Annotated in this window: 25 protein-coding genes, 1 tRNA gene and 1 pseudogene; 13 read left to right on the top strand and 14 right to left on the bottom strand. The window is 66.7% G+C overall.

The genetic code is table 11. The features are described 5' to 3' along the window. Positions 1–12: 12 nt before the first annotated feature. Positions 13–690, bottom strand: coding sequence for a uracil phosphoribosyltransferase (gene upp, locus J2751_RS08105; protein WP_209484974.1), 678 nt, complete (start codon positions 688–690; stop codon positions 13–15). 115 nt (positions 691–805) lie between these two features. Here upp and J2751_RS08100 point away from each other — a divergent pair, with 115 nt between their 5' ends. The 4 genes from J2751_RS08100 (at position 806) to J2751_RS08085 (ending at position 2,447) form a co-directional block, all read left to right on the top strand. Continuing rightward, on the top strand, positions 806–967 hold the full coding sequence (locus J2751_RS08100; RefSeq protein ID WP_209484972.1) for a hypothetical protein: 162 nt from the start codon (positions 806–808) through the stop codon (positions 965–967). A gap of 100 nt (positions 968–1,067) precedes the next feature. Next, positions 1,068–1,754 carry a DUF5828 family protein gene (locus J2751_RS08095; protein WP_209484970.1) on the top strand — a complete coding sequence of 229 codons (687 nt, stop codon included), beginning with the start codon at positions 1,068–1,070 and terminating at the stop codon, positions 1,752–1,754. 3 nt (positions 1,755–1,757) lie between these two features. Continuing rightward, the gene (locus tag J2751_RS08090) at positions 1,758–1,997 is read left to right on the top strand and encodes a hypothetical protein (protein WP_209484968.1); all 240 of its coding nucleotides are present in this window, start codon (positions 1,758–1,760) and stop codon (positions 1,995–1,997) included. Positions 1,998–2,072: 75 nt separating this feature from the next. After that, a complete protein-coding gene (locus J2751_RS08085) occupies positions 2,073–2,447 on the top strand; it encodes a helix-turn-helix domain-containing protein (RefSeq protein ID WP_209485091.1) in 375 nt (124 codons plus the stop codon). Between the two features lie 9 nt (positions 2,448–2,456). On the opposite strand, the gene J2751_RS08080 is transcribed toward J2751_RS08085, so the two are convergent. Both J2751_RS08080 and J2751_RS08075 read right to left on the bottom strand, forming a co-directional pair. Then, positions 2,457–4,616, bottom strand: coding sequence for a S9 family peptidase (locus J2751_RS08080; RefSeq protein ID WP_209484966.1), 2,160 nt, complete (start codon positions 4,614–4,616; stop codon positions 2,457–2,459). Between the two features lie 76 nt (positions 4,617–4,692). Continuing rightward, complete coding sequence (locus J2751_RS08075; RefSeq protein ID WP_209484964.1) at positions 4,693–5,283, bottom strand: IMP cyclohydrolase; 591 nt, start codon at positions 5,281–5,283, stop codon at positions 4,693–4,695. Positions 5,284–5,448: 165 nt separating this feature from the next. Here J2751_RS08075 and J2751_RS08070 point away from each other — a divergent pair. Continuing rightward, positions 5,449–5,521 (top strand) — tRNA-Gln (locus tag J2751_RS08070). A 221-nt stretch (positions 5,522–5,742) separates the two neighbouring features. On the opposite strand, the gene cgi121 is transcribed toward J2751_RS08070, so the two are convergent. The 4 genes from cgi121 to J2751_RS08050 all read right to left on the bottom strand — a co-directional run bounded on the left by cgi121 (position 5,743) and on the right by J2751_RS08050 (position 10,181). Next, on the bottom strand, positions 5,743–6,330 hold the full coding sequence (cgi121, locus tag J2751_RS08065) for a KEOPS complex subunit Cgi121 (protein ID WP_209484962.1): 588 nt from the start codon (positions 6,328–6,330) through the stop codon (positions 5,743–5,745). Then, positions 6,327–8,813 carry an ATP-dependent DNA helicase gene (locus J2751_RS08060; protein ID WP_209484960.1) on the bottom strand — a complete coding sequence of 829 codons (2,487 nt, stop codon included), beginning with the start codon at positions 8,811–8,813 and terminating at the stop codon, positions 6,327–6,329. The genes cgi121 and J2751_RS08060 overlap by 4 nt, the downstream gene beginning before the upstream one ends. Positions 8,814–9,121: 308 nt before the next feature. After that, positions 9,122–9,376, bottom strand: coding sequence for a hypothetical protein (locus J2751_RS08055; protein WP_209484958.1), 255 nt, complete (start codon positions 9,374–9,376; stop codon positions 9,122–9,124). A 25-nt stretch (positions 9,377–9,401) separates the two neighbouring features. Beyond that, a complete protein-coding gene (locus J2751_RS08050; protein WP_209484957.1) occupies positions 9,402–10,181 on the bottom strand; it encodes a helix-turn-helix transcriptional regulator in 780 nt (259 codons plus the stop codon). Positions 10,182–10,403: 222 nt separating this feature from the next. On the opposite strand from J2751_RS08050, the gene J2751_RS08045 reads away from it, so the two are divergent. Both J2751_RS08045 and J2751_RS08040 read left to right on the top strand, forming a co-directional pair. Next, a complete protein-coding gene (locus J2751_RS08045; RefSeq protein ID WP_209484955.1) occupies positions 10,404–10,646 on the top strand; it encodes a ferredoxin in 243 nt (80 codons plus the stop codon). A 93-nt stretch (positions 10,647–10,739) separates the two neighbouring features. Beyond that, positions 10,740–12,020: a hemolysin family protein gene (locus J2751_RS08040; RefSeq protein ID WP_209484953.1), complete on the top strand. Its 1,281-nt coding sequence runs from the start codon at positions 10,740–10,742 to the stop codon at positions 12,018–12,020. A 6-nt stretch (positions 12,021–12,026) separates the two neighbouring features. Here J2751_RS08040 and J2751_RS08035 read toward each other — a convergent pair whose 3' ends face one another. Beyond that, positions 12,027–13,538 (bottom strand): flippase, encoded by a 1,512-nt coding sequence (locus J2751_RS08035; protein ID WP_209484951.1) that lies wholly within the window; start codon positions 13,536–13,538, stop codon positions 12,027–12,029. Between the two features lie 171 nt (positions 13,539–13,709). Here J2751_RS08035 and J2751_RS08030 point away from each other — a divergent pair, with 171 nt between their 5' ends. Further along, positions 13,710–14,627, top strand: coding sequence for a tetratricopeptide repeat protein (locus J2751_RS08030; RefSeq protein WP_209484949.1), 918 nt, complete (start codon positions 13,710–13,712; stop codon positions 14,625–14,627). After that, positions 14,628–14,927: a DUF424 domain-containing protein gene (locus tag J2751_RS08025; protein WP_209484947.1), complete on the top strand. Its 300-nt coding sequence runs from the start codon at positions 14,628–14,630 to the stop codon at positions 14,925–14,927. It abuts the gene before it with no gap. 610 nt (positions 14,928–15,537) lie between these two features. On the opposite strand, the gene J2751_RS08020 is transcribed toward J2751_RS08025, so the two are convergent. Further along, positions 15,538–16,722: a DUF2157 domain-containing protein gene (locus tag J2751_RS08020; protein ID WP_209484945.1), complete on the bottom strand. Its 1,185-nt coding sequence runs from the start codon at positions 16,720–16,722 to the stop codon at positions 15,538–15,540. An 87-nt stretch (positions 16,723–16,809) separates the two neighbouring features. Further along, positions 16,810–17,919 (bottom strand): pyridoxal-phosphate-dependent aminotransferase family protein, encoded by a 1,110-nt coding sequence (locus J2751_RS08015; RefSeq protein WP_209484943.1) that lies wholly within the window; start codon positions 17,917–17,919, stop codon positions 16,810–16,812. Between the two features lie 304 nt (positions 17,920–18,223). Between J2751_RS08015 and J2751_RS08010 the strand changes: the two genes are divergently transcribed. Then, positions 18,224–18,511 carry a hypothetical protein gene (locus tag J2751_RS08010; protein WP_209484941.1) on the top strand — a complete coding sequence of 96 codons (288 nt, stop codon included), beginning with the start codon at positions 18,224–18,226 and terminating at the stop codon, positions 18,509–18,511. 109 nt (positions 18,512–18,620) lie between these two features. Here the strand turns inward: J2751_RS08010 and J2751_RS08005 are convergent, their stop codons facing one another. Together J2751_RS08005 and J2751_RS08000 are read right to left on the bottom strand one after the other, a co-directional pair. Then, positions 18,621–18,821: a DUF7534 family protein gene (locus J2751_RS08005; protein ID WP_209484939.1), complete on the bottom strand. Its 201-nt coding sequence runs from the start codon at positions 18,819–18,821 to the stop codon at positions 18,621–18,623. Positions 18,822–18,875: 54 nt separating this feature from the next. Then, positions 18,876–19,133, bottom strand: coding sequence for a DUF7561 family protein (locus J2751_RS08000; RefSeq protein WP_209484937.1), 258 nt, complete (start codon positions 19,131–19,133; stop codon positions 18,876–18,878). A 193-nt stretch (positions 19,134–19,326) separates the two neighbouring features. Here J2751_RS08000 and ligA point away from each other — a divergent pair, with 193 nt between their 5' ends. The 3 genes from ligA to J2751_RS07985 all read left to right on the top strand — a co-directional run bounded on the left by ligA (position 19,327) and on the right by J2751_RS07985 (position 23,426). Beyond that, a complete protein-coding gene (ligA, locus tag J2751_RS07995) occupies positions 19,327–21,462 on the top strand; it encodes an NAD-dependent DNA ligase LigA (protein ID WP_209484934.1) in 2,136 nt (711 codons plus the stop codon). A 96-nt stretch (positions 21,463–21,558) separates the two neighbouring features. Further along, positions 21,559–22,614 carry an ABC transporter ATP-binding protein gene (locus J2751_RS07990; protein ID WP_209484932.1) on the top strand — a complete coding sequence of 352 codons (1,056 nt, stop codon included), beginning with the start codon at positions 21,559–21,561 and terminating at the stop codon, positions 22,612–22,614. After that, positions 22,611–23,426, top strand: coding sequence for an ABC transporter permease subunit (locus J2751_RS07985; RefSeq protein WP_209484930.1), 816 nt, complete (start codon positions 22,611–22,613; stop codon positions 23,424–23,426). The genes J2751_RS07990 and J2751_RS07985 overlap by 4 nt, the downstream gene beginning before the upstream one ends. 107 nt (positions 23,427–23,533) lie before the next feature. Here the strand turns inward: J2751_RS07985 and J2751_RS07980 are convergent, their stop codons facing one another. Continuing rightward, positions 23,534–23,719 (bottom strand): hypothetical protein, encoded by a 186-nt coding sequence (locus J2751_RS07980; RefSeq protein WP_209484929.1) that lies wholly within the window; start codon positions 23,717–23,719, stop codon positions 23,534–23,536. A 55-nt stretch (positions 23,720–23,774) separates the two neighbouring features. Further along, positions 23,775–24,278 (bottom strand): annotated as a pseudogene (locus tag J2751_RS07975) (ISH6 family transposase); the annotation flags it as partial.

Genomic DNA, 24,278 nt, shown 5'->3' with positions numbered 1-24,278 from the left:
TCCGCGTCGTTCTCAGTTCGTTCGGAACGCCCGGTCGCCGGCATCGCCAAGGCCGGGGACGATGAAGCCGTCTTCGTCGAGGTGGTCGTCGATGGCGACGGTCAACAGGTCGGCGTCGGGAACGGCGTCGGCGACGCGGACCAGTCCGTCGGGCGCGGAGACCGCGGAGAGCACGAACAGATCCTCGTAGTCGTCCGCTTCCGCGAGAATGTGGTCGAGGACGGCACACATCGTCGACCCCGTTGCGAGCATCGGGTCCGCGACGATCACCGTGTCGTCCTCGCGTATCTCCGGCAGTTTCACGTAGTCGATGGTGATCGGGAACTCGCCGTCCGCGTTCATTCCCGCCTCCTCGTCGCGGCCGGCGGAGATGACGCCCTGTTTCGCCCGCGGGAAGGCTTTTAAGAGTCCTTCGACGAACGGCGTTGCCGCCCGGAGCACGTTGATGATGACGACGTCGTCCAACCCCTTGACGCGCTCGCCGGTCGTCTCCGCGAGCGGGGTGTGGACCGGGACGTACTCCGTCCCCATCGCCCCGTCGATGATCTCGTACCCGCAGATCCGGCCGAGCTTCACCAGTCCCTTTCGGAAGGCGACCTGCTCAGTTTCGACGTCGCGTAGCCGCGAGAGGGTGTCCTTCGCCAACGCGTGCGTGACGAGATGGGCGTCATCCCGGTCTTCGATCGTCATTGTCGAAGGGGGGTCCCCGCACGCCTTAAAACGTGATCACGTGGCCACGCCGCGTCTGACGGACGATCCGTCACGAGCCGATACGTTGATACACCATCACCGCCCATCCGCAGGTATGTTCGGTCTCGTCTCCGTCTCCATGGTCGGTATCGTTGGATCGATAGCGACGCTCGCGATGGTCGCTGCGATGGTGTACATGGTCTGGATCGCCCTCGGCGACGAAGTCCACCAGCCGAGCCCCGACACCGGCAACGAGCCGGAACCCGCGGAGCAGTAGCGCGGATCCGCACGGTGGGACCCACGTCGATCGATCCGCATCAGAAATGATAGCCGACAGGGGAAACTTATACCCATTCGCCACGTAGCCCGCGCCAACAATGGAAGAGAGTATCTCCGGGTTCAAACAACGCGGGGACTGGGGCGACATCGTCGAACACGGCGAGCGGATCACGCTCGCGCTCCGGGAGGCCGGTACCGACGGCGACGCGTTCCACGACTTCGACGACTGGCGACCGAAGGCCCACGAGCGGATCGACGAGGACGTCTCCGAGAAGACTGCCGAGCAGGCGTCCGTGAGCGAGGGGAACGGCGAGAAGGCCGGACAGAGTCCGGGTGACGACCTCCAAACCGCGGGCGAGAAGCTCACGGAGTCCTACGAGAAGGTCGAGGACGACGACACGGAGGGCGCGATGGAACGGTGGGGGGAGTCCATCGATCACGTCGCCCGGGCGGCCGACTCCGCGGGCCGGAAGGCGATCCGAAAGGTCGAGAACACCGTGTATCAAAAGGTGATGACGCAGGTCGCGCCGTACTACTTCGACAACGAACTCATCAGCGCAAACGTCACCGAGGTCGGCCGCGGTGCCGACGGAGAAACGTTCGAGTTCGAGGTGAACGTTAACGACGACCGCCTGAAATCGGAGGTCCGTGAGATCCTCGACGACTACGAGTCGGAGATCGACCGCTGGCACGTCGAGACCGAGAAACGGACGGAGGATGTCGCGGCCGCGGAAGGGGTTGAACCGCCCGAAGAGCAGGGCGGCCCCGAGTCGACGATCACCTGATCGATGGACGGACCACTGCGGATCGAACCCGGTGAGCGCTCCGCCGACGAGATCCTCGATGAACTTCGGGCGGGCCGTCGGATACTCATCGGTGTCGAGGTCGCCGGCGGCACCCACGAGGTCGTGCTCCGATACGACGGGGAGACGTACCACTGTGACACGCCGACGAACCTCCACAGACACACCGAGGAGGCAGAGATGCGCAGCTGCCTCTATCGAATGGGCTACGCTGCCGAGGAGTGAGTACCCACCCCGTCACCGCCGAGGACCGATGTTTAAGCCCGTCGCCACCGATCGTATGACATGGCCGAACCCGATATCCCTCAGCCGGACATCGAGGAGCTCGTCGGCGACGCCTCGCCCTCCTTCGATCACGTCCTCTCCTGTGTGTTCGGCATCCGGGACCACGAGAGCCGAACGTATCTGACCCTGATCGAGCATCCGGGGAGCACCGTCGCCGAACTCGCGGCCGTCCTCGACCGTGACCGCTCGAACGTGAATCGATCGCTGTCGACGCTCCGCGAGAAGGGACTGATCGATCGTCGCCGTCGGCTGCTCGACTCAGGCGGGTACGTGTATCAGTACACCGCGATCCCCGTCCCGGAGGCGAAGACGCTGTTACACGACGCGCTCGACGAGTGGGTGGCGGGCGTCCATGACTCGATCGACCAGTTCGACCCGGACGGCGAGTAGGTCGACCGATCAGGCGTCCTCGCTCTCGTCGTTCTCGCCGGCCGTCAGTCCGTCGTCCTCGGAGCGATCCAGCGTCCGCGGCGCGTCGTGGTGATCGGAGTACCCGTCGAACCAGCGAGCGATCCGCTCGATGCGATCGACGACGTGGGCCGGTTCGCCCGACCGCGACAGCTCGTGCCCCTCGCGGGGATACCGCACGAACCGGGTGTCGACGCCGTTCTTCCGGAGGATCCGGTGGTACAGCTCCGCCGTACAGATCGGGGTGCGGGTGTCGTCCTCGGAGTGGATCAGTAGCGTCGGCGTGTCGACCGCGTCGGCGTGGCCGGTCGGCGACTGCTCCCACAACCAGCCGGGCTCCGCGGAGGGGACCGTGTCGAAGTCGCCCTCGACCAGCTTGTACGCCCCGTCCGTGGAGCCGTAGAACCCAGTCAGGTCGTAGACGCCGCGCTGAGCGACTGCGGCGCGGAACCGGTCGGTTTTCCCCACCGCCCACGCGGTCATGAATCCGCCGAACGAGCCGCCGGTGACGAAGACGTTCTCCTCGTCGACCGGGTAGTCGTCGAGCACCGTGTCGACGCCCGCCTCCACGTCGGCGAGGGTGACCCCTCCCCAGTCGCGCTCGATCGCTTGGAGGAACGACTCGCCGTAGCCCGAGGAGCCACGCGGGTTCGACCAGAAGACTACGTAGCCGCGGGCCGCGAGCGTTTGGAACTCGTGCCACATCGTTCCCGATGTCGTCCACATCGCGTGGGGGCCGCCGTGGATCTCGACCGCGAGCGGGTACTCGTCGTCTTCCGCGCCGCCCGAGCCGTCACCCGCGTCGAACCCGGGCGGCGTGAGCACCCAGCCCTCTATCTCGGTCCCGTCGGACTCGAAGCGTAGCTCCTCGGGCTCTCCTACGTGGCGCTCGGCCAGCAGCTCCGCGTTCAACTCGGTCAGCCGGACCGTTTCGTCGGCTCCGGCGTCGAACAGGAACACGTCACCGGGGTGGTCCCACTCGCTGAGCGCGGCGGCGACGATGACGTCGTCGCGCGCGGTCGAACCCACGGTTGCTCCGGCGATCGCGCCGCGTCGAAAGCGACGTTCGGGGTCCGCGCTCTCGTCAGCCGGAACGCTCCACAGCGCGGTCTTCCCCTCGTCGGGCGTGGCAAAGTAGAGTTCCTCTCCATTTGGACCCCACTGCGGGGATGTCTCGTAGCCGAGTCCGCGGTCGAGCCCCTCGGTGGGCGAGCGAACCGTGTCGCTCGCGCGATCGAGGACGTGGAGGTCGCTCTGGTTCATCGACGCCCCCTCCGGCTCCGTGTGTGCGAACGCGACCCGGCCGTCCGCGGTCGCCGCGAGCGACGTTCCCCACCCGGTCGTGGTGTGGATCCGCTCGACGACATCGTCCGCGAGGTCCCGTGCGTGGATCGCGATCTCGTAGGAGTCGTCGGGGTCATCACCGACCGACTCGGTGTAATACAGCGTGTCGGCGTCACCCCACTCCGGCGCGGCGAAGTCGGCGTCGCGGTCGGTCACGCGCTCGACCGCGGACGACTCGGGCTCGGCGGAATCACCCGCTTCCGGGCTGCTCTCGACGCCGTCCACGACCGCGTCCGCGTCGACGACGTACACGCCCGACCGGCGGCCGTCGAAGTACGACTGGTTCGTCCGGTAGACTGTGCGGTCGATCACGCGGGGATCGGGGTGCTCCTCGGGTTCGTACTCGTCCGGAACCGACAGGTCACGGTCCGCCTCACGGTCCTCGGCGGTGACCGACTGGGTGAACGCGATCCGCTCGCCGTCCGGCGACCACGCAATCCCGGAGACGCCACCGACGACGTCCGTGACCTGCCGGGCCTCCCCGCCGTCCATCGGGAGGACCCACAGCTGTTGGCGGTCGTCGTCGGCCCCCCGCGTCGAGGTGAACGCGATCCGGTCGCCGGAGGGGCTCCACCGCGGTTCGGCGTCGGCCCCTTCCGCGAGGGTGAGTCGCCGGGGTGCCGTTCCGCCGTCGACCTCGCTCCCGCCGTCGCCAGCCCCGGCGTCGACGACGTACACCGTCGACTCGTAGTCCTCGTCGCCGTTCGGCTGTCGCCGGAGGAAGGCGACCCGATTGCCGTCCGGTGAGAGTCGCGGGTCGGTCGGCTTCGTGATATCGTGGTACGTAGCCGCTGTAACGCGCTCCATACGCGGTCGTCTCCCCGAGGGCTCAAAAGGCGTCGGGAGCCGGAAGCTGCCGGGACCGACCGAGGAGTTCTCGGACCTACTCGCCGTTGTCGAACGCCAGCGAGACGCCCTCCCCGTCGACGGTCGCGGCCGCGGCACACACGGAGTGCTCGAAGTCGGCCGTGAGGAGCTCGGTCGCGGCCGACGCCGCGTCGGTCGCCGCAAGGTCATGAGATTCGGGCGCGTCCAGCTCGTAGGTGGCGACGAGGGTCGGCGAGTCCACCGTCTCGACGATCAGGGCGTCGCGTCTGACGGTCGCGATCGTCGCCGTGTCCGCGCCGACGACGCCGGCGATCCGGGGCGTGTCGTAGTCGTCCTTCTCGAAGTCGAGCGCGAGCAGCGCGGTCGCGAGCGCGTCGCGGGCGGGATAGCCGAGCTCCGCCTTCTCCGCGACCGGGTCGACGTGTGACCCGTTGCCGACGACCGCCAGCGGCTCGCCGGTCGGCGTCTCCACCTCGCGGACGCAGTTGTAGGAGACGTACGGGTTGTCCGTCTCGGGCGCGTCAGGGGTCGGGCCCACGGTCAGGGTATCGCCGCGGTCGACCACGCGGCGGTTCGGGAACGAGCGCGAGGAGACGCGGTAGGCACCGATGCCGGGAGCGACGACGAGGAACCGTCCGATGTACATACACGACTGTGGTCAGTCGGATCGCTAAAACGCGTCGATCGATCCATATGCGACGATCACGACGAGGGAGGTTGCTCGCGCCGCTTCCGACGAATGCGACCGAATACCACGGAGGATGCGACGCGCAACGCTTACAAACACGCGTGGAGTAGCGGTGATGCGCACAGTCCATTGGGGTAGTGGCCAATCCTGAAGCCTTCTGGGGGCTTCGACCCTGGTTCGAATCCAGGATGGACTATTCTACCCGCCGACCGTGTTCTTGGACGGGTTCCGCTCCACGAGTCGACGTTCAACCACGGGGTAGCGCTGGCTTCGACTGGAACGAAACCATTCCGCAGTCCGTCGGTTTGGAGGCGAAGCGAAGGGGTTCGATACCGATCCTCGGCGCGGTTCGCGACGTCGACATCGCCCACCTCTCGACATCGCCCACCTCTCGACATCGATCGTTCCCGGCCCCAGTCACTTCTCGACGTCGAGCAGCGCGACGCGCTCGTGAACGACGTCGGCGAGGTCGCCAGCGGTCGCCGCGAGCTCGCGGTCGCTCACGTCGTAGTACTCGCGGACCGCGACCTCGTCGAACGTTCCGAGCGTCGCCTCCGGGGTCAGACCCGCCGCAAGTCTCCGTTCGGCCGCGTCGAGATCCCCGGTCGAGCGGTCGGAACCTGGGACCCCTCCGAAGTCGGCGACGACGAGAACGACGCGGTTCTCTCCGGACGAGACGCCGAGTTCGAGCCCTCGGTCGATCTGCCTGCGGCCCGCGGCGTACAACAACACCTCGACCGCCGGGTCGCGGGCGACCGCCTCGTCGCGGGCGATGGCGCGGGCCGCGAGCCGCGTCGCCCGCCGGAGATGGTCGCCGTCGACGACGTAGTCGGCGTCGAACGCCTGGACGACCGCGTCCGTCTCCTCTCCGACCTCCTCGATGAACGCCAGGAACTCGTCGAGGTCGTCGATCTCCACCGTCCCCTCCACGAGCCGGCAGTCGGGGTGGGGCGTCGGCTGGGCGGGCTCCTCGTCGTCGGCCCGTTGGGCCAACGGGTCGGTCATCCGAAATCACCGAGGCTTGACTGGCCGTCACCGCCGCCGTCGCCGCCGCTGCTCCCCGCGGTCGCGGCCGCCGAGGCCGAGGCGTCGGCGTCGACGGTGTCCATTGAGGGGTCCTCGCGGCCGGCGTGTTCGAGGATCCGCTCCGCCGTCTTCTCCCGGCCACGGAGCGCGCCGAGCACCACGGCCTTGTCCGCCTCCCGGAGGTCCGCGCGGGTCTCGACGCCCGCCTCGTACAGCCGCCGTGCGCGCTTCCGGCCGACGTTCCGCACGCCCGCGAGGTTGAGGAGCGGTTCGCGCACGCCGTACTCGACCCGCTTTCTGGCCCGCCGAACCGCGAGCACCGCGTCGCCGTCGATCCCCTCCACGTCGCTCGCGAGGGTTTCCGCGGCGCGGAGCAGCCACTCGGCCGTGTCGACCTTCCCGCGGATGTCTCCGGGACCGACTCCGTATCGTTCGGTGATCCGGTCCTCGTCGACCTCGTCCGCCCAGTCCTCCAACAGGCGGGCGGTCTTGAGCGACGCGAGCCAGTCCTCGAACCGGACGTCTTCGTACTCCGAGGGAACGTCCCCGAGGAACTCGGTCTCGCGCTCGTAACAGATCTCCGTGTACGTCTCCCGATCCCCCGACTTGAGGTAGAGCTCGTACATGTCGGGGGTCCGGCTCACGAGGTGGTAGCAACCGAGCGGGGTGATGTCGGTCCGCTTCCCGTCCTCCTCGCCGGCCGCGTCGTCGGTATCGTCGTCCGCGTCGCCCACGTCGTCGTCCGCGTCGCCCACAGGACTGTACGTCCCGAACCCGGGCTCGCCGTCCGCATCGTCCGGAGCTACCCGCTCGTACTCCCCGGATTCGGCGGGCATCGCATCCGTTGTGTTCGTCGCGTCGTCGGCGCACGCGTCGCGGAGGCCGTCGATCATCTCCGCGGCACTCATCGGGTCGAGGTAGAGCCGCGAGACGGTGTGGCCGATCCCGGTCGCCGACAGCCGCTCGGTGCCGTCCACCTCGTCGCGCTCGCGCTCGATGAAGTCGTTGACGGCGAGGTAGTCGAGGACGGCGTCGGTGACGGCCGTGAGCCGCCCCTCGTCGTCGGTCTGGGTCGCGTAGAGGGTGTTATCGAGGAACGAGAGTAGCCCCTCGCGGGTCGCGGCGAAGCCGGACGCGACCGTCGCGAGCACGTGGGTCCGGAGCGCGGGCTCGGCCGCGAGTTTCGACCGGACGGGCTCGGCGTCCGCCCAGACGTACCGGTCGAACAGCTCCTCCATCCCGTCCGCGTCGTTCGCGAGCAACACCGCCTCGCCGTACGGATCGAGACCGGGACGCCCCGCGCGGCCGCACATCTGGTGGACCTCCAGCACGTCGAGGGGTTTCATCCCGCCGAAGTCGCCGTCATACCGCCGCCAGTCGCGGACGACCACCCGACGGGCGGGGGTGTTGACGCCGGCCGCGAGCGTCGGCGTCGCGGAAATAACCTTGATGAGGCGGTCCCGAAACGCGTCCTCTATCAGACTCCGGTGTTCGCTTGCCAGCCCCGCGTGATGGAACGCCGACCCCTGCTCGACCGCGTCGGCGAGGTCCTCGGAGGTGTCCGTATCGGAGACGCTGCGAAGCTCCTCGGCGAGCTCGCGGAGCCGGTCGCGCTCGTCAGTCGTGAGCCGCGATCCCGTGACCTCGGTCAGCTTCCGGGCCGCCGACTCGGCATTTCGGCGGGAGTTAACGAACACGAGCGAGGAGCCGCCCTGCCCCTCTTCCTCGGTGTCGAGCGCGTCGGCGACGAGCCGGGCGGTCTGTTCCTCGCCGCGGTCGACCGGCACCTCGCGTTGGCTCCCGTCGTCGAAGTTGATCGCGTTGCCGAAGTGGACGCCGGTCCGGAGGTCGATGGGTCGCCAGTCGGACTCGACCAACTCGGCGTCGAGCCACTCGGCGATGACGTCCGCGTTGCCGACGGTCGCCGACAGCGCGACCGTCTGGAGACCGGTGTTCACCTTCCGTAGCTTTGCGAGGGTGACCTCTAGCGTCGGGCCGCGGCCCGAGTCGTTCACGAGGTGGACCTCGTCGCTGACGACGCAGGTGAGGTCGTCGATCCACGGCGCGCCGTTGCGGATCAGCGAGTCGACCTTCTCGCTCGTGGCGACGATGATATCACGCGAGCCGAGCCACTCGCCGTCCGACTCGTAGTTGCCCGTCGAGACGCCGACGGTCACGCCGAACTCCGACCAGCGCTCGAACTCCGCCTTCTTTTCGCTGGCGAGCGCGCGCAGCGGAACGATATATAAGGCCTTGCCGCCGCGCTCTATCGACGCGAGCATCGCCAGCTCCGCAATGAGGGTCTTGCCGGATGCCGTGGGGACGGCCGCGACGAGGCTCTCGCCGTCGACGACTCCGGCCTCGACGGCCGCCTCCTGTGGCGGGTACAGCTCGGCGACGCCCTCCGCCTCGAGCGCCTCGCCGACGCCCGCGGGGAGCCCGGAGAGCGAACTGGGTTGCATTACCGGCAGTTAGCCCCCGATCCGATTTAAGCCGTCGGAAGCGTGGCTGGAGCGTTTATAAATGAGATCGCTGAACGAGTTGATCGTCCGACCTCCTGTCGTCGTGTCCGCGAGCGACTTATAAATGCCCGAGCGGCCTGCGAGGGTGGCTGCGGACCGGCGCGATCGCAGTGTGGTTGCGGTCCATTACACCCCATACTCCAGGCCGCTCGCTCCAGTTTATAAGATGATGGTGTTTTCTATAAATACGAATCATCGAAGGCGTCTGACCGACCGTCCACTATATTCTCTTATAAACGACTGACCGTTCACACCGTGTCGTCGAGCGCGTGTTCGGCTGCCATCCGCGACGCCTCCGCCGCGAACCGCTCGATTTCCTCCGGATCTGTCTCGCCGAGCGCGCTCGCGTCGACGTCGCGGCCGGCGGTGACTCCGCCCCCCGTCACGAGCCGCTGTTCGGCCAGCTCCTTGGTGTGGACGCGCTCGCCGTCCTCGGTGGCGTACGTCAGCCGAACGAGTCCCTTCGAGTCGAACTGCCGGTCGACTAACCAGACTTCGGTCATCGTCGGAGTATGTGTCGCTCCGCGCTTAAATAGGACGGTCGACCGACTCCGCAGCCGCCCGATACGACTCGAACGTCTCGTTCGCCCACGCGACCGCGTCGGGTGCGTCGTTGGTCACCATTCCGGCACCGCCGCCGGCTCCGCGGAACGTGACGCCCGCGCGGTCGCCCTCGGGCGTCTCCATCACCCAGAGCGCGTACGGGAGTGGCTTGGAACTCCGATACAGCGAGAAGGCGTCGCGGGCGACGAGCGCCGATACCGGGGTGTCCGAGAGCGCGGAGAGCGCCTCGACGACTTCGGGTTCGGCGACCACGTCGATCGTCAGGTCATCGCGGTCGAGCTCGCGGTTCAGAATGAACACGTCCGACTTGAGCACCGTCGGCGCGAGCCCCCGCATCGCAGTCGCCCGTTCGAGCAGTCGGCTACTCGTCGTTGCCGCGCTCGATGGCGCATGGGGATCTCCGACCGTCACCTCGGCACCTTCGAGGAACACCGACGGGAGCGTCGTGGACTCCGGGAGCCCACTGAGCAGGTCGCTCGCCTGCGCGATTGTCTGCGTCGTGGACGCGTATCGCTCGTGTTCCGTGAGGGCGAACCGACCGGTTGCCGACAGCGAGTAGGTTCCGTTGCGCGACTCGACGCAGTCGACGTCCTCGAGATCACTGATCGCCCGATCTACGGTCGACCGCGAACTCGACAGCCGGTCGACGAGCTCCGGCTTGCTCGCGGACGACTCGTCGAGCGACCGGAACACGTCGATCCGTTTGTGGAGGACGGACCGTAGAGTGCGCCCATCCGGTTCCATACGCGTCGATGTAGCGTCGAATATAAAAACGACCCGACCACGAGAGAGGGAGGGCGTCGGCGTCACCGGGCGTTTCGACGAACGAGCCGCAGGGGGCATACCCTCATCGTCCGGTGAAACTCCCGCGCTGCGGGATCCGGGCATCGGATCCTGCCGACGCGGCGGCCGTCCCGCGTCACGCGGCGTCGTCACCGCTTTGTATCCGGTCGGCGTAGCAGCGGTATGCGAGTACGATTCGACCGCGACACCTGTATTGGCATGTTCCAGTGTGTCGCCGAGTGGGACGGGTTCGAGAAGGATCTGGACGACGGAAAAGCCGATCTGGTCGGTGGTGAGGAGACAGAGGGGGATATCTTCGAGGTTGAGGTCCCCGAGGACGAGGAGTTCGATGCGAAATTCGCGGCGCGGGTCTGCCCGGTCGACGCTATCGAAGTGTACGACGACGACGGCGAACAGGTGGTGTGAGCGGACGAGTTGCCGACTCTCGGGGTGCGGTGAGTCGTCGCTCGCTCGACGGACGCCGGTACACCCTTTCCGGTCGGGGTTCATCGGGGTCGTATGGACCTCACGCTCACGCTGTTCGGAGCGATCGCGATCGTTGGGCTGACCGCGATCAGCGGGTTCTTCTCCAGTTCGGAACTCGCCGTCTTTTCGGTCGCAAAACACCGCGTCGACTCACTGGTCGCCGAGGGTGTCCCGGGGAGCGCGGCGCTTGCGACGCTGCGAGAGAACCCACACCGCTTTCTGGTCACTGCGCTGGTCAGCAACAACGTCGCCAACATCGCCGCCGCCTCAGTCGCCACCGCGGTACTTGTCCAGTACCTCCCGGCGAGTCAGGCCGCGACCGGATCCACGGTGTTCACCTCGTTTTTTGTCATCGTCTTCGGCGAGATAGCGCCAAAATCGTACGCCGTCGCGAACGCGGAGAAACACGCGCTCCGAGTCTCCCGTCCGGTCGTCATCGCCCAGCGGCTCCTCCGACCGGTCCTCGTCGTCTTCGAGACTGCCTCCGGGTTGGTAACACGTCTCATCGGTGGTGACACCGACATCGGGTCGTACGTGAGCCGCGAGGAGATCGAGACGCTCGTCCTCTCGGGAGAGGCGGGCGGCGCGCTCGACCCCACGGAGGGGGCGATGATCCGCGGCGTCCTCGATCTGGAAGCGACCCGCGTCACGGCGGTGATGGTCCCCCGAACCGACATGGTGGCCGTCCGCGACACGGCGACACCCGCGGATATTATCGAGACGGCGGCGAGCGAACACGTCACCCGGCTTCCCGTCTACGGCGAAAACCGCGACGACGTGGTGGGAATCGTCGACGTCCGCGATGCGATCCGCGCCGACGCGGCCGGCGAGGACCTCGCGAGCGCAACCCGGGAGGCGACGTTCGTCCCCGCGTCGAAGCCGGTCGACGAGCTGTTCGCGGAGATGCGCGACGACGGGACTCGGATGGTGATCGTCGTCGACGAGTTCGGCGCGGTCGTCGGGCTCGCGACGATCGAGGACGTGATCGAGGAGGTGGTCGGCGAAATCGTCGGGCGGGGGGAGACCGAGCACGTCCGGCCCACAGGAGAGGGAACCGCGGTCGTCAACGGCTGGACGACGGTGGCGTATCTCAACGAGAGTCTCGGGACCGACCTCCCTCTCGCCGGCGAGTTCGAGACGGTTGCCGGGCTGATAACGGAGTCCGTTGGCCGGCTTCCCGAGGAGGGCGACCGCGTCGAACTCGGCGAGGTCGTCTTGACCGTGACGAGTGCGACCCCGACGCGAGTAACGCGGGTTCGGGTGGAGCACCCGGACGGTTCCGGTGCCGAGGGTGGTGTCGGAGCTAAAGAGTAAGCTGGATCACTCGTCGGGAGACGCGGTAAGCAGTCGGTACACCTCCCGGTCGACTGGCTCGGTCCCCGCTACAGCGAGAACGATACCGTAGCATCCGGCCGCAACGACGCTTCCAACGGCGACCGCGGGAACTCCGCTGAGTGTGGCCTCGACGACGAGCGCTCCAGCGGCCGCGACGACGGCGGCCATGAGCGGTTTCACGAACGACGACGAGTAGGGGTGGAGTCGTTCGAAGTACCACACTGCCGCTATTTTCGTGACGTTCCGAGCTGCGAGCACGCCCGCGGACGCGAGCGCGGCCCCCACGAGGCCGAACGCTTGAATGAACACGTAGTTCAAAACGACGTTAGCGACCCCAAACAGCCACTCCGTGGCCATAACAACGTACTGGTGGTCCGTCATCATCAGTAGATACCCGCTCGGTCCGGTAGCACAGTTCCACAACTGGCTGACGACGAACAGCGTTAATACGACTGTGCCGGCGGTGAACTCCGAGCCGAACAGGGCAAGTATCTCGACGCGGAACACGACGACGACAACCGCGATAAGCAAACTCGCGGTCAACGTCCACCGCGTCACTACGCTATAGATTGCTGTCAGATCTGCCCGGCGGCGTTCCGTGTACAGCCGTGAGGCTACCGGCGGGAACAAGCGGTTAACAGCGAGTAGCGGAACGTACAGCACTCCGGCGACCAGCACGGAGACGTTGTACACGCCGACCGCAGTCGATGAGAGAAGGAACCCGACCATCAGGACATCGACACGGCCTTGCATCACGGTTCCCGCTTCCTTTGCGGTCAGCGGAAGGGAGTACCCGTAGTACTCACGAACGGTTCCCCGCGTGTTGCCCGGTGAACGGAGCGTCGGTCGGATCTCGGTTCGTCGGAGAAAATACAGCACGGCAACCGCGAACGTTACCGCGCTCGCCACCACCATCGCGGTGACGACGCCGTATAGTGATCCGCCGACGGCGATTACGCCTCCAACCCCGAGCACGCGGAGCGCCGGTTTGAGCACCCGCTTCGTTAGTACCTCGTACTCGACCAGTTGTACCGCGCGGAAGGTCGAGTACAGCAGGCCCGCAAGCGTGTCGATGAAGAGCACGGCCGCGAATAGCCGGAGCACCGAGACGAACTGCGGGTCGGAGAGCGTCAGATTGGAGACGATCGGTGCGAGCAGAAACAGTGCGCCGCTAACGATCAGTCCCCCGCCCGCCGAGGTGACCCACGCAAGCCCCAGCATGAACCGCCGCTTTCGGGGCTCGTTCTCATACTGTGGGAGGTGCTTGAGAATTGACTCGTCGGATCCAAAGTTAGTCACCAGCAGCGCGGTAAACGCGAGCGTCTTTCCGTACGCGAACAATCCATAGCTGGCTGCCCCCAACAGCCGAGACACGAGCAGATGAAGCAGAAACTCTCCGACATCCGAGATTACCTTGCCGATGGTGTACAGCGAGGCGCCACGTGAAATGGACGCGAGGGACCCGACACGGGACTGGTCCTCGCCACCGTCTGCCATACCGATCGCTGTTTCCGGACGAATTTGATTCCACGGATCCATCGACCAGCGGGAGCAACGTTGGATCGCTCTGGGCGCAGGGCTGGTGATCGGAGGCCCGGATCTGCTGCCCCGATCGCTCACAGTCCGCCGACGTAACCCTTACCCATCGTGACCGTCAAATCCGGGCATATGACCGACGAACGCGACGCCGACGCCCACGAGTTCTCCGCGGGCCAGGGCGTCGACGCCGACTACGAGGAGTTCACCCTCGACCCCGAGGAGCTGGACGCCGACCCGAACACGGTCGATCCGGTCGACTCGCGGGTGCTCACGGACGTGCTCGACCGACGGAACGTCGAGAGCGACGTCGTCGATGTCGACCGACTGATCGATGTCGGGCTCTCGTACATGGGGATCAACCGGTTCGAGGAGGCGACGGAGACGTTCGAGCGCGCCGCCAGCTTCGCCGAGGAGGACTCGCTAGAGGCTCAGGAGGCGTGGGTGAACAAGGGGGCGGCCCACGCACAACTGGAGGAGTTCGACGAGGCGATCGGCGCGTACAAGGAGGCGTTACGCATCGACGACGACTCCGAGCACGCGGCGACCGCCGAGACGAACCTCGCGTACGCGCTCTGGGAGTTCGGCCGTTCCGAGCAGGCGCTCGAACACGCCGAACGCGCCGTCGAGAAGGACTCGCGGTTCGCGGAGGCGTGGTACAACCGGGGCTTCTTCCTGGTCGAGCGCGGCCTCGCCGAGGACGCCGTCACCTGCTTCGACAACGCGATCCGGCTGGGATATCGCGATGCTGGTGTCCTCGAAGAGAAGGCGCGCGCACTCGAAGAGGCGGGCGAACACGAGCAGGCCGAGGAGGTCGCCGACCGCGCCGAGGAGATCCGTCGCGAGGCGGAAGGCCAGATGGTCGACGAGCAGACCGGCCAAGGTGGGATGGGCGGCGGGAACGCAGGGCCCGGTCGCGGCGGCCCGGGGGCTGGCGGCCCGGGCGGTCGCGGTGGCGACCCCGGGACTGGTGGCCGAGGCGGGCGCGGTGGCGGACGTGGCTCCCCGGACGAACGCGAGCTACAGGGTGAGGGTCCAGAGGGCTTCTAGATGCTACTCCGCGAGCGCGACACCGCCGAGGGACGACTCGTTTCTGTCTGTGACGCCGACTGTCTCGGCGAGACGTACGACAACGGTCGCGCTACGCTCACCGTGAGCGAGGAGTTCTACGGCGGTCCCGAGGCCGAGGAGGCCGACGCCGAGGCGGTCGTCGATGCCCTCCATCGCGCTCAAGTCGGCAACATCGTCGGCAACGAGGCGGTCGGCATCGCGGTCGAGGCCGGCCTCGTCGACGAGGAAACGGTGCTGGAGTTCGACGGAACGCGTCACGCGCAACTGCTCTGGCTATAAACCCGGGTCTCCACCAAAACCCACCCTTCAGACGGACCGTCGACCGAAACAGCCGGTCGCTGGAGTGCGGGTATCGAGCGATTTCGGGAGTGGGTCTCGCAATACGGTGGAGTAGTTGTTTATAAGCGAGCAAGTGGTGTTGCTGGCGGCTGTTTATAAGTGGTTGATGTGGTACTGGATGCTTCCAGATCCTGAATGATCCGTTTATAAGTCAGCGACTGCGGATCGACGGTGAACACTGTCAAAGCCCCAGTTGCGAGGACTCGCGCGCTTCGCTGTGCTCCTTGTCACTCGCTCCGCTCGTTCCTGCGGTGCTTGCCGCAGCGTGCTTCGTCCTCGCGACTGCCCCTTTGAGTCCCACCCCACACCGCCACCGCACCTCACGCCTCCCCAGCCTCGTTGCGGTCGCCCGTCGCTTCGCTCCGGGACGACCGCAACTCCCTCGCGCGCGCTTCCCGCGCGCGCCACCACGATTGTCCATTTTGTCCGTTTATAAGTGAGCGTCGCTGCCGCTCAGATGTCTGTTGAATACGATCTCATTCCCGATGTTGTTCACGTCACCAATATCGAAGCGTTTCAACGAAGCCTCTCGGTTCGATCGTGGCCTGTCTCACCCCATCCGCGAGAGCACCTCGCGTCGTCCTCGCTCCGCGCCGAGCCCGGCACCGAGCAGGACGAGGCCGGCGGCGACGAGCGCGAGCGGCCCGGACGTGACGTCGGCGACGGGACCGACGAGGAAGGCACCGACCCCGAGCACGAACCCGAGCGTCGCGACGTTGACGAGCGCGGCCTCTTGGAGCCCGACGGCCGCGACGACGAGCGCGAGGAGGAGTCCGAGCAGACAGGCGAGTCCGACCACGGCGACGACCACCTCGTCGAGTCCGACGCCCCCGAGCGCCCACGCGATCCCGAGACTCGCGGGCGCGGCGATCGCCGGTGCGGCCGCGTATCTCGCCCGCTCGCTGCGCCACGATCGGGCGACTGCGACGACCCCCGCCACCGCGGCCGCACCCGCGATCGCGACGGTTCCGGGGTCGTCCGTGATCGGCGGCGGCGATCCGGAAACGCCGATGGCCGCGATCACGCTGACCGCGAACGCGCCGCCGACCCACCGGAGCGTCCCCGCGAACCGAGTCGGCGATGCCTCGGTCGTCGCTTCATCACCTGCCTCCGGCAGCGTCACGTCCGTGAGCACCCCTGCGGCGTACACGATCCCGCCGTAGAACCCGGCGACGAGAAACGCGTTCCCCGGAACGGCAGCGGCGATCGCGCCCAGTCCCACGGCGACGCCGACGACGGTCACCGGGCGGGAGTCGAGGCCGCTTCCGATTCCGATCGCCACGGCGGCCCACGCCAGCCAGAGCCACGCGTCGAGCCCCTCCACATCGGCGATCGAGAACAGTTCGGCCAGTTGGAACAGGGTAACGCCGGTGAAAAGCGCCGCCAGCAGCCACAGACCGTGTGCGGTTCGCGGGGACCGGTCGCCGAGGTGGACGGCACCGCCTGTCGCCGCGAGCGGGACGCCGAGGAGAACGAGTGCCCGGAGGCCGACTGGGATCGACTCCCAGCGCTCCAAGAGGAAGGTCCCGACCCCGACCGCGATCAGCGCACCACCCATCAGGGCGAGCGCGACGACGACGCGCCGGTCGCCGAGGAGCCCATCCTCGCCCGCGTCGTCCGACTCGAATTCGGTCTCGCTCGTCTCGAACGCGCGGATGCGCGCCGCAGTCGACTCGTCTATCACATCTTCTTCGACCCATCGGTTGAGGGCGTCTCGGAGGGCATCGGGGTCCATGACCGGGTGTTCCGACGCGTCAGAAAAGTAGCTTGCCCCGGGTATTTCACCGAGACCGACGCTAGATCCTGGCGACGCCCCCGACGTTCACAGTTCTGCGACGTCCTCGATCGCGTCGGTGAGTTCGCGGATCGACTCGACGGTGTGTTCTCCCATGTGCCCGATCCGGAACGTCTCTTCCGCGAGGTCGCCGTAGCCGTTCGAGAAGGCCATGTCGTACTCCTCGCTCACCTCTTCGATGGTGGCCGCGACATCGATGTCCTGTGTGTTCTCGATACAGGCGACCGTCTGCGACTCGTATCCCTCCTCCGGGAACATCGCGAAGTGCTCGTCGGCCCAGTCGTGGACGTACTCCATCATCTCGCGGTGGCGCTCGTCGCGGGCCGCGTGGCCCTCCGCCAGCATATGTTTCATCTGCTTGCGGTACGCTAACATGATCGGGATCGCGGGCGTCGAGTGGGTCTGTCCCTTCCGGTCGTAGTAGTCGATCGTGCGGCGGAACCCGCCGTACCACGAGGAGTCCCCTTTCTCGGCCTCGCGGTCGTAGGCGTCGTCGCTGACGACACAGATCGCGAGCCCCGGCGGCATCGCGAACGCCTTTTGACTGGAGGCGAAGATGGCGTCGATACCGTGGGCGTCGATGTCGATGTAGTCGCCGCCGAGCGACGAGACGGCGTCGACGGCGAAGTACGTGTCCGGGAACTCGCTTATGACGTCGCCGATCTCCTCGATCGGGTTGCGGACGCCGGTCGACGACTCGTTCAATACGCCGGCGACCATGTCGTAGTGCGTGTCTCCCGATTCGAGCGCCTCGCGGACGTCCTCGGGCTTCACTGCCTCCCCCCACTCGTACTCCAGTCGGTCGACGTTCTTCCCGAGGCGCTCGGCGACGTTTGCGTAGCGCTCGCTGAACGCCCCGCAGGTCGGGACGAGGACGTTCTCGTCCACGAGGTTCAGCGTCGTCGCCTCCCAGAACTCCGTGCCGGAGCCCGTGAGGATCACCACGTCGTTGTCGGTGCCGAGGAACTCCTTCGTGTCTTCGACGATGGTCGTATACAAGTCGGTCATCCGGTCCATGCGGTGGCCGAACGGCGACTCCGTCATCGCCTCGATCACGTCCTCACGGACCTCCGTCGGCCCGGGGATGTACAGCGTCTTATCCGTGTAGTCGTCTCGGTATTCGCGTTTCTTCGTCACTGGCTCCACCTGTTGTCTTACTCGGGGTTGCGAGAGAGTATGGTACTTGTGAATGGCGCATCGATCTACGGGCCGTCATCGACAGCAGTTCGTGGTCGACGATCGGCGTTCGTCAACCCTCTCTGGTCACATGATAGATCGGTATATATTCGATATTGAACAAGTACCACAACTAGTACCATGTCACTCATTACACCCTACTATCGGAGGTTTCAGCCGATTTACGACTGTGTGACATGGTACCGAGTATCAGAAAGTGTTTGTAATATGAAAGCTTATTAGCGTGCGGATACAACGAGTATGTATGGAACCACTACTCGCGAACTCCGCAGACGGATCGTCGCTGCCGCCGCGACGTCCCCCGTCGATCGGCGGATCGATCCTCACGCTGCTGGTGTTCTTCGCGCTCGCAGCCCTCGCACTGTTCGTCATCAGCTACCCGGTCGCGGCCGTCGTGTCCGCGGCTGCCCTCATCGTCGTCGCCGGCGTGGTCCGAAACCTCGCCCGACTCGTCCGACGACACCGCGGCTCGCTCCGCCGGATCGACATCCCCGGGATCGGGACGGTCGAGTACCGCGTCCTGCGGTCCTGATCGGCGTCGACTCGGCGTTCGTTCTTACGCCACTGCCGCGGCCACGCTAACGCCGCGGCTCACGCATCGCTGACGGTCGCTCGTTTTCATTCGATCAGACCTCGACCCCTTAGATCGCGGCGTTGATCCGGTCGAACCCACACTTATAAACGAGGACGTACGCGACGACCACCGTGATCGGGAACATCGGCAAATAGTAGGACAGTTGCGTGAACGGGTCCGGCGGCGAGACCACCGCTGCGATCACGAACCCGATCCCGTTCGCCACGAGGAGGACGAGGAGGAACCTGCCGAGCGCAGCAGTGTCCATACGCCGCGGATGCGACGCGTTGATATATAAGCTCGGAAGCGATTCGCCCCGCTGCTACCCCCAGTGCCAGAAAGAGTTGCCGTCCTCCTCGACAGGCTCGGTCCGCTCCCGGAGCGCCTCGACGTCCGATTCGGTCGGCTCGTGGTCGCCGGGAAGCTCCTCCATACACTCGAAACAGAGGAAGAACTCGGAGCCGTCCGTCAGTTCGAGGGTCATCCCCTGGGTCGACTCGAACGCGAAGTTCCACAGGTCGCCGATCCCGCCGGCGATCCTGACGGACCGCTCACAGACGTCACACGACTCTGAGGCCATGGTCGAGGTTGGGGCTCCGCCGGTTAAGACGTATCGACGCCCGTCGGGATGATCGAGCGCCAACCCGTTGGCTGACACGGTACTGCGTCCGGAGGACGGGAGTTCCACGGACTCCCGTTTCGTCGCCTGTCTCCCCGGCGATCCCGAACCCGCTTCGTACCGTTTTAACCGGAACGGCCCCAACGATCGCTCGATGACACGCTCGTCGACGAGTCACGCGGACCCGGCCGAGAACCCCTACGTCGAGGAGCCCCCGACCGACTTCGATCCGGTCGCCGAGCTGTCGCGGGAAGCGGCCGAGCGACAGGCGACCCTGCTTCGAGCGGCGGTCCGCGAGCACGATCACCGGTACTACGTCGAGGCGGATCCGTTGATCGACGACGCGGTTTACGATCGGCTGTACGCCCGCTTGGAGGCGTTGGAGCGGGAGTTCGATCTCGCGACCGACGACTCCCCGACGCGCCGGGTCGGCGGTGAGCCGCTCGACGAGTTGGAGACGGTCGAACACGTCGCGCCGATGCGCTCCATCGACAACGGAAAGACCGCCGAGGCGGTCCGAGAGTTCGACGAGCGGGTTCGGTCCGGACTCGAAACGGCGGGGTTCGACCCCGACGACCTTCGGTACGTCTGTGAGCCGAAGTTCGACGGCCTCTCGATCGAAGTCGTTTATGAAAACGGGAGATACGTCCTCGCGGCGACCCGGGGAGACGGTATCGAGGGCGACGACGTCACCGAACAGGTCCGCACGATCCCGTCGATCCCGGGTCGACTTCGCGGGGATCCGCCCGAAACCCTCGCGGTCCGCGGTGAGATATACATGCCCCGGGACGCCTTCGAGGCCCACAACGAGGAGCGCCGAGAGCGCGGTGAGGACCCCTTCGCGAACCCCCGGAACGCCGCGGCCGGGACCCTCCGGCAGCTCGACCCGGCCGTCGTCGCCGATCGCCCCCTCGACGCCTTCTTTTTCGACGTGTTGGCGTGGGAGGAGGTGCAAAACGCCTCCGCTACTCGTCCGACCACGAACCGCGGCCAGTTCGACGCCTTCGACGCGTTCGGTCTCCCGCGAACCGACCGGATCGAACTCGTCGAGGACATCGAGGCCGCGATAGCGTACCGCGACCGAACCGGCGAGGACCGGGAGACGCTGAACTACGCGATCGACGGCGTCGTGATCAAGGTGAACGACCGGGTCGCCTGCGAGGCACTCGGCTCGACCTCGCGGGCCCCCCGCTGGGCGTTCGCGTACAAGTTCCCGCCGCGGACGGCGACGACGACCGTCCGTGGGATCACAGTTCAGGTCGGTCGCACGGGCCGGCTCACGCCGGTCGCCGAGTTGGAGCCCGTCGACGTCGGCGGCGTCACCGTCTCGCGGGCGACGCTCCACAACCCCGCGGAGATCGAGGGGCTCGGCGTGAACGTCGGCGACCGCGTCCGGATCTACCGTGCGGGCGACGTGATCCCCTACGTCCCCGAAGTGGTCGAGAAACGCTCCGAGGGGAGCTACGAGTTCCCCGAGACGTGTCCAGTCTGTGGCGCGCCGATCGAACGCGACGGCCCGCTCGCGTTCTGTTCGGGTGGGTTGGGCTGTCCCGAACAGCTGGAGCGAGCGGTCGAACACTGGGCCCGGCGTGACGCGCTCGATGTCGAGGGGCTCGGGCCGGAGCGGGTCGAACAGCTCCGGGAGGCCGGCCTCGTCGAGTCGTTGCCCGACCTGTACGACCTGACCGCGGCGGACCTCGCGAGCCTGGAGGGATGGGGCGAGACGAGCGCCGAGAACCTGATCGACGCGCTGGACGCCACCCGAAACCCGCCGCTCGACCGGTTCCTCGCCGGTCTGGGGATCCCGGACGTGGGCGCGACGACGGCCCGCGCGCTGGCGACCCACTTCGGCGATCTCGACGCGCTCCTCGACGCCGACGAGGCCGCCCTCCGCGAGGTCGACGACGTCGGCCCCGAGGTGGCCGCCTCGATCCGGACGTTCTTCGACGGCGAGGAGAACAGGGCCGCGATCGCGGGGCTCCGCGAGCGCGGCGTCGATCCGGAACCCGTCGAGGGTGCCGGCGAGGACGCGTCCCCCCCGCTCGACGGACTCACGTTCGTCTTCACGGGGTCGCTGTCGGTGGCCCGGAACGACGCGCAGGCGACCGTCGAGCGCCACGGCGCGAACGCCACCTCGAGCGTCTCGGGCAACACGGACTACCTCATTGCGGGCGAGAATCCCGGCCGGTCGAAGCGCGAGGACGCCGACACTAACGATGTCCCCGTCCTCGACGAGGCTGCGTTCGCGGACCTGCTCGCCGACCACGGGATCGACTGGCCGCCGGCGTAGCCGATCTGTCCCGGCCGCCGGCGTAGCCGGTCCGTCCCGGCCGCCGGCGCAACCAGACCCACGACCATTTATAAACCGGCCGGCGGAACGGGAGGTATGACCGCCATCGAGCTGCGCGGAGTGACCAAGGAGTTTCCCGGAGTCACGGCCGTGGAGGACCTCGATATCACCGTGAAGGAGGGCGAGGTGTACGGCTTCCTCGGGCCCAACGGAGCCGGCAAATCGACCACGATAAACATGCTGCTCGATCTCGTTCGACCGACCGAGGGAACGGTGACCGTTCTCGGACGCGACGCCGGCGAGGAGAGCGTCGCGATCCGACAACGGACGGGCGTCCTTCCGGACGGGTTCTCGGTGTACGACCGGCTCTCGGGTCGGAAACACGTCGAGTTCGCGATCGAGTCGAAGGGAGCAGACGCCGATCCCGAGACGCTCCTCGACCGTGTCGGGATCCTCGATGACGCCGACCGGAAGGCCGGCGACTACTCGAAGGGGATGCGTCAGCGGCTCGTGCTGGCGATGGCGCTGGTCGGCGAGCCGGACCTGCTCGTCCTCGATGAACCCTCCTCCGGGCTCGATCCCGCGGGCGCGAAGGACATGCGCGAGATCGTCCGGGCGGAGGCCGACCGCGGCGCGACCGTCTTCTTCTCCTCGCACGTGCTCGGACAGGTCGAGGCGGTCTGTGACCGCGTCGGGATCATGCGCCAGGGCGAACTCGTCGCTGAGGACTCCATCGACGGGCTCCGGGAGGCCGTCGGCGGCGGGGAGACGCTGGAGATCGACGTCGACGCCGCGACCGACGAGGGGATCGACGCGGTCCGGGCACTCGATGGCGTCACGGACGTCGCTCGCGCGGGTGGGAGCGCCGGAGCCGACGCCGCGGGGGCCGACACGCTCGTCGTGAGCTGTGTGGGCGGGGTGAAGACAGCCGTCATCGGTGCGTTGGAGGACGCCGGCGTGACGGTACGGGACTTCCACACGCGGGAGGCGTCGCTGGAGGATCTCTTCTTGGCGTACACCGAGGGCGACGCGCCGACACGCCGGGAGTCCGACGAGACCTCGGAAACCGCCGGTGGCTCTCCGGAGTCCGCGGACGAGTCTCCGGAGTCTGCGGACGAGTCTCCGGAGTCCACCGACGAGGTGGACGCATGAGCCTCGTCGCCGTCGCGAACAAGGACTTCCAGGACACCGTCCGGTCGCGCGGGATGGTGATCCTCGTTGCGCTGTTCTCGCTTCTGGTCTCGCTGTTCGCGTACCTCGTCCGGCCGCAGGGGGACGCCCAACAGTTCGCGACCGAGCTCCTGTTGAGTCAGCTCGTCGGACCGGTGCTGGTGACCGGGCTGATACCGCTCGTCGGTATCGTCGTCGGCTACAACGCGGTGAGCGGCGAGCGCGACTCCGGATCGCTGAAGCTGCTGCTCTCGTTGCCGCACTCCCGTGCCGATGTCGTCTTCGGAAAGGTGATCGGCCGTGGCGCGGCGCTGGCGCTGGCCGTCCTCGCGGGCTTCCTCCTGCCCGCGCTTGTCTTGATAGTCGTTCCCGTGACGTTCAACGCCGGGTCCTTCCTCGGCTACACGGTGTTCGCCGCGGTGCTCGGGGTCGTGTTCGTCGCCATCGCCGTCGGCTGTTCGGCCGCGATGGCGACCCAACAGCGCGCGCTGATCGCCGGGATCGCGGTGTACGCGGTGTTCGTCCTGCTGTGGGGGCTCCTCACCGGGCAGGTGGTCGACGCGCTCGACGGCGTCATCGCGGCACTCCCCCTCTCGATCGAGCAGGTTCGAACGTTCCTCGACGTGGCGAACCCGACGACCGGAATAGAGGAACTGGCGAACGGGTTCCTCGGCGGCCAACTGTTCACCGGCGAACGGGTCAACCAGCAGATCTCGGCGGCCGCGATGCTGGTGTTCTGGACGCTCGCACCGCCACTACTGGGCCTGTTAAAATTCGACCGCGACGACCTGTGACCCGGTGTGCGGCGCTCCAGCCGTACACGTGTATTTAGGTGCGGTTCGCCGGCCCAACTGAAAAGCCCGCGTCCGACCGCGTCGTTTTTCAGCGGACTAAGCCACGGTCAGCCGTGGGGGCGATCCGACTCGGCACCGTACACTTCGATCCAGAGATACGCGACGCCGAGTACCCCGAACGTCGCGCCGAGTGCGGTCGGAACCACCTCTCCTTGTACGCCATAGAGGACGGTCTGTATGGCCCCTACTGCTATCATCGCTGCTCCGATGGCGGTCCTAAGTCGCTTCCCCATACCGAACCGAACGCGTCGGCGTTCGGTTAACTTCTTGGTCGTGTTGCAAAGCGGTCTAGAGTTTGCCTCTGGTGCTCTCAATTGAGAGTTCACAGCTCATTGCTGTTTTGGTCGATCGTTGGAGCAGTTCGTCAAGGAACGATTGGTAGTACTCTGGATCAGCGTACTTCACCAGCCGAAGCTGGAGTATCGCCTCCAATCCATCCTTTGTCCAGCGCATCCACTGGTTCTTACAGCGCTTGCTGACCTCACCCATCAGCCGTTCGACGGGGTTCGAGGTCCACGGCACCTCGAACCCCTCGACGGCCTGCTCGGCAAACGTCACGATCGACGGCAACCACCGCCGAAGATACCCCGCAGCCTTCCCTGATCCGTACTGATCCAGCTGCCACGCTGTCTTCTTGATGCGCTCGGTCGTTCGCGCGATCCGCTCGCGGATCGCCGCGAACTCTTCTTCTGGACGATGCTTGGCAACAGAGTTCTTCAGATGGAATACCTCGTCGATCACTTCCGAGACGATCTCGTTGCGCCGGTCCAGAGAGAACACACCGTCATCCCA

The sequence above is a fragment of the Halorubrum alkaliphilum genome, assembly GCF_017873815.1.
In the GTDB taxonomy this organism is placed as follows: Archaea; Halobacteriota; Halobacteria; order Halobacteriales; family Haloferacaceae; genus Halorubrum; species Halorubrum alkaliphilum.
The sequence above is the reverse complement of the archived record's forward strand: the minus strand, read 5'-3'. Positions and strand labels throughout refer to the sequence as shown.